Genomic DNA, 5,050 nt, shown 5'->3' with positions numbered 1-5,050 from the left:
CGTTAGCCTGATCTGCTATGAAGCACCCTCCGGTGCTGTCGAAGAGTGCGGGGGAGATGGTGATAGGCGGGGACGACCGGCATCTCGATTTCCGGGTCGCGGTCCTGGTGCGCGCGGACGCGCAAGGCGGGCGGGAGCTGGTCGTGGTGACGGTGGTGCATTGCCATAACCGGCTGGGACGAACGTACCTGGCCGTGATCGCGCCGTTTCACCGCACGATCCTGCGGGCGAACTTGGAACGGACGGTAAGGATGCTGGAGGGCTAGAGCTATTTCCGTTCCGATGGAATCGGAACGGAGCTCTAGATTCTTGTTTTGACGCGTTTTCTTCACGCGAACCGGTATCCACTTCGCTCGAAAACGCTTTAGATCGGTTCGACGGGGCCGAGGATCGGCGCGGCTTCCGCCGCCCTCTTATCGAGCTTGATTAGGCAATGCTGCTTTGAGCAGCGACAGCAAGGTGCAGGGCATCGCCCGAACGAACGCCGAGACGAGTCCGTGCAGAATTAGGTGCCGAAGCTCGCGCATGTCGCCATTTGGCAGTTTGCAGAGGTACTACCCGCCCTGATCCGCCTGCGCGAACACGGGCAGCGCCTTCTCGACCATGGCATCCGATGCGGTCAGGCTGATCCGAAAATAGTGTTCGGCGTTCATGAGGCTTCCGGGCAGGACGAAGACATCGCGGTCCGCGAGCGCACTCCAGTGCCGGTCCGGCTCGCCGTCCGGCCACCTGCTCCAGAGATAGAAGGTGCCCTCCGGCACCAGCGGCTCACACCCGGCCTGGCGCAGGACCGGAAGCAGGCGATCGCGACGCCGCGCGAGCGCCGCCTGGTCGATCGAGAGCTTTTCGAGATCCGGGACCGCGTACTGCATCACGGCGTTGGGAAAGCTCCAGCCGATCGCCACCTGCGCGGGAAACGCCGCCTGCTGGAAGGCCCGCCGCTCTTCGGGCGGCATCAGCGGCGAAATCGCCATGTAGCCCAGCCGCTGCCCCGGCGACAGCAGCACCTTGCCGTAGCTGTAGGAAATGAAGGTCCAGGGATAGAAGCTGGCCGGGCTGTCGAATGCCCTGCCGTCGAAGCGAAGACGGCGATAGGGCTCGTCGGAAAGCAGATAGATGCGATGACCGACCCGCGCCGAGGCGCGCTCGAGCAGGTCGGCGAGATCCCGGAGCATCCGGCCCGTGTAGATGCGTCCCGTCGGGTTGTGCGGCGTGTTGACGATCACGAGCTTCGTCTTCTGACCGATGGCTGCGTCGATCGCGGACAGATCGAGATCGAACGAAGGCGCCGCGAGGGCGACCTTTCGAGGCACCGCATGGGCCGCAAGCAGCATGGGCTCGTAGCAGAACCAGGCCGGTTCGGAGAAGATCGCCTCATCCCCTTGATCGAGGGTCAGGTGGAAGATCAGGGCGATCGCCGCGAACGCGCCTGACGTGAGGGCGATGTCGGCCGGCTCGAACGCGAGGCCAAGCTCACGTCCGACATGCTCGGCGAGAAAGCTGCGAGGCTCCGCCTCGCTGGCCTTGTAGGCGAACCAGTTCTCGTCCTTTGGGACCGCGTGCGTTCGGATCGCCGAGACGATCTCCGGCAGCGGCATTTCATGGGGATTTCCAAAGGTGAAATCGCAGATATCGGGGGCTGCGCGCCGCTTGCCGTAGCGGGATTGAAAGTAGAAGGCATTCAGAGATCGAGATGCCGCCTGAACATCCTTGATCCGGGACGAGACTGCCAAGCTTTGCCTCCTATCGAATGGACAAGATGCTGCCATGGGCGCCACGGAAGCACGGACGTCGCCCCACGCATGGACCTTTCGGAGTACAGCATGATGTCACTGTGACGTCCACGCGTTGCAATCGTAACAAGCCGAGGTCTCGATCAATGGTAAGAGCTGGTGAGACTGTGGCCTGAAGCTTGCTTGTTGAAGGTGCGGACAAGCGGCGCCCCAGCGCCGCTTGCGGCCGGACGGCCGCTCCATGCCGCGATTCCAGCGTGGCGGCCGGGCACTCCGGCCGCCACATCAGGTTGAAGTCCTTGGTTATGCCTTAATTTCTCAAAGCGCTTGAACTACGGCGCCTGCCGCCCAGACCTATTCATGAAGACGTCATGAAATCCCTGTTCACGAAGCCCGCTGCAACGGCGCCTTGCAGTTGTCCGGCTTGCGAACCGGCGAGGGGGAAGAGCGGACATGTCGGACCCGCAATTGGTCGATCGCATCCATGAATGTGCATTCGTGCCGGAGCTCTGGCCGGATGTTCTGGATGAGCTGGCGGGAATCGCGAAGGCGGAGGGCGGCTTCCTGTTTGCCGCCAACAAGGGCATTCGCAACTGGACGGCCTCGCCGAGCCTGCGCGCAGGCATGGAAATCTTCTCCAGGGGCAGTTTCTACAAACGCAGCCGGCGCGCGAGCCGGGCGATTGCCGCCCGCCATGCCGGCTTCCTGCGGGAAAAGGACCTGTTCACCGATCAGGAGCTGGCGCGCGACCCGGTCTATCGTCATCTGATCTGGCCGGCCGGCCTCGGCTGGGGCGCCGGCACCGTGATTCCGGCACCGACCGGCGATGTCCTGTTCCTGAGCGTCGAGCGCAAGCGTGCCACCGGACCGGTGCCGGCCACGGTCGTGCGCAAGCTCGACGCGCTCCGCCCGCATCTGGCGCGCAGCGCGCTGATGTCGGCCCGCCTGCAGCTCGAACACGCCAAGGCCGCCGCCGAGACCATGAGCCTGATCGGCCTGCCCGCTCTGGTGTTCGACGAGCAGGGCAAGGTGCTGGCCGCAAACCCAGGGATGGAGCAGCTGACAGGCCATATCCGCTGGCAGGCGCTCGACCGCATCAGCCTGAAGGATCCCAGCGCGGACGCATTATTGCGGCGGGCGATCGATGCGCTCGGCGTCACCGAGACGGCGCCGACCTCCTCCTTCGCGGTGCGCGACACCGACAGCAGGGCCGTCATGGTCGCGCATGTGATCCCGATCCGCCGCGCTTCCCGCGACATCTTCATGCGCTGCGCCGGCATGCTGGTGCTGACGCCGGTGACGCTGCCCAACGGTCCGCCGGTCGACCTCGTCACCTCGTTGTTCGATCTCACACCCGCGGAAGCGCGCGTCGCGCGCGAATTGAGCGGTGGCAAGACCGTCGACGAAATTGCCTCGCGCGGCGGGGTGTCGCGCAACACCGTTCGCTCGCAGGTGCGCGGGATTCTGGAGAAGACGGGATGCCATCGCCAGGCCGAAGTTGTCGCGCTGCTCAACGGCCTGCTGATCCCGCAGCCGGGGAGCTCACGGACGGCGACGGAGCAATGACGTCCGCATGCGTCATCATCCAATCGGACGATGCGTCATTTCCTCGACGGAGCCACGGAAGGATGGATGCCGGGGCCCTGCAATGAAACGGGACTCGCTCGTCGAAGGCTTGATCTCAGGAGGAGGCTTCCCATGACCGACACCGATTTTCAGTTCGGTCTTGCGCCCGACGATCTCGCCTTGCAGAGGAAGACGCCCTACCCGTTGATTCCCACCAATCTCAGGGGCGTCTACGCCAACCCGGCGCCGCCGGACTCCTTCGATCCCGGTCGAGCCTCGGCGGCCGACCTCGTCAAATACGGCCTGCTGTGGCCGCGGCCCGCCACCACCGATGAGCCGGCGCTGGCGGAGGCCTGGAACACCGTATTTTCGGCCAGATGGCGCGAGAAGGACCGGATCGTTCCGGCCCTGCGGTCGCAGGCCGGAAAGACGCACCAGATCCGACGCAAGCGACGCACGACCGATGGCAGCTTCACGAGCGACGCGTGGGCCGGCTGTGTCTTCACCGGCGGACTCTGGTCGTCCGTTACTGCCGCATGGACCGTGCCGACGATCGGGCGGCTGCTCGGACCACGGGGAGCCGAAGGCTGGAATTCGACCTGCTGGCTGAGTATCGACGGTTTCAAGACCGGCCGCAGATCGTCCTGCGATGTGCTGCAGGCCGGCATCGAGCAATCCATCGATGATGGCGGCGAGCCGACCTACACCGTCTGGTTTGCCTGGCATGTCCCCGCCCGACCCAGCGCGCCAGCCTACGTGCACCAGACCAATGTGGTGAATTTTCCGGTCGATCCCGGCGACACTATTCAATGCTATGTGAGCTATGCCAATGCCAACACCGCGGGCTACGTCTTCGTCGCCAATCTCACGCGGCGCAAGTTCACTGCGCTGACGCTGGCGCCGCCGCCCGGCGCAACGTTCCGCGGCGATTCGATTGCCTGGATCGTGGAGGCGCCGAATAACGATGGTCTGGCGGACCTGCCTGCCAGATTGCCGCCCGTGAAGTTCACCGCGGCGTCCGCCTCGGGCCCGACCGGCGTCGTCGGCAATCCCCACCATGCCGACACCGTGGACATCGTGTCGCCCGATGGCCGGCTCCTGACGACGACCACGCCCGGCCATTTCAGCGTCACGGTCAAAGGGGCTCCCCGCGTGTATCGCCCGCGCCGCGGCGTGTTGTGCCTTGACGGTCCGCTTGGCAATCATTCGGCGGCGATCGCCGCATACGAGCCGGGCGACTCCTGCGTGGGCAGGTAGTCGCGTAACGCGAAACGACTCGGGCCTGCCCTCTCCTGGAGGTTCCGAGGGTGAAGAAGAGCGCCGTGCGAAAGCCTCAGTCCCGCGCCGTCATTGAACTGTCATTGAATGTGTCAACAGCTTCTCGCAAGACGCATTCGAGGATCTCCATGGACTATTTCCGGCGCTTCACCTTCCTGTTCGCGGCCCCCGTCTTCGACGCCGACGATCTCGAAGGCATTCGCTTCAACCAGATCATCACCGAGATCGAGCGCTCCGGCTTCGAGGTCGTGCGCGCCCGCAAGCTGGAGGATGCCGAGATCGCGGTGCAGACCGATGCCGCGATCGGCTGCATGGTGGTGGACTGGGGCAAGAAGGGGCTGGAAGGCAAGACCGCGTCCCTGATCAACTTGATGCGCCGCCGCGGGCTGGATTTCCCGATCATCCTCTTGATCCGCCGCAAGCGGTTCGAGGACCTGCCGGTCGAGGTGCTCGATTTCATCGACGGCTATGTG

General features: G+C 64.6%; 5 protein-coding genes. 4 read left to right on the top strand and 1 reads right to left on the bottom strand.

Features of this window, described 5'->3' with window-relative positions:
• Positions 1-32: 32 nt before the first annotated feature.
• Positions 33-266: a DUF2867 domain-containing protein gene (locus JOY90_RS26485; RefSeq protein WP_291694057.1), complete on the top strand. Its 234-nt coding sequence runs from the start codon at positions 33-35 to the stop codon at positions 264-266.
• Between the two features lie 288 nt (positions 267-554).
• On the opposite strand, the gene JOY90_RS26480 is transcribed toward JOY90_RS26485, so the two are convergent.
• Positions 555-1,733: an aminotransferase class I/II-fold pyridoxal phosphate-dependent enzyme gene (locus JOY90_RS26480; RefSeq protein ID WP_291694056.1), complete on the bottom strand. Its 1,179-nt coding sequence runs from the start codon at positions 1,731-1,733 to the stop codon at positions 555-557.
• 453 nt (positions 1,734-2,186) lie between these two features.
• On the opposite strand from JOY90_RS26480, the gene JOY90_RS26475 reads away from it, so the two are divergent.
• The 3 genes from JOY90_RS26475 to JOY90_RS26465 all read left to right on the top strand — a co-directional run.
• A complete protein-coding gene (locus JOY90_RS26475; RefSeq protein WP_291694055.1) occupies positions 2,187-3,299 on the top strand; it encodes a helix-turn-helix transcriptional regulator in 1,113 nt (370 codons plus the stop codon).
• 132 nt (positions 3,300-3,431) lie between these two features.
• A complete protein-coding gene (locus tag JOY90_RS26470) occupies positions 3,432-4,556 on the top strand; it encodes a G1 family glutamic endopeptidase (RefSeq protein ID WP_291694054.1) in 1,125 nt (374 codons plus the stop codon).
• A gap of 149 nt (positions 4,557-4,705) precedes the next feature.
• Positions 4,706-5,050: Orn/Lys/Arg decarboxylase N-terminal domain-containing protein (locus JOY90_RS26465; protein WP_291694053.1), on the top strand; the 345-nt coding region annotated here is incomplete at its 3' end.

The organism is Bradyrhizobium sp. (assembly GCF_019242285.1).
In the GTDB taxonomy this organism is placed as follows: domain Bacteria; phylum Pseudomonadota; class Alphaproteobacteria; order Rhizobiales; family Xanthobacteraceae; genus Bradyrhizobium.
Note: the sequence above shows the minus strand (reverse complement) of the source record. Positions and strands in the feature narration are given on the sequence as shown.

Coding starts and splice junctions, on each gene's coding strand:
- JOY90_RS26475 (WP_291694055.1), top strand. CDS start 2,187: ATGTCGGACCCGCAATTGGTCGATCGCATCCATGAATGTGCATTCGTG.
- JOY90_RS26470 (WP_291694054.1), top strand. CDS start 3,432: ATGACCGACACCGATTTTCAGTTCGGTCTTGCGCCCGACGATCTCGCC.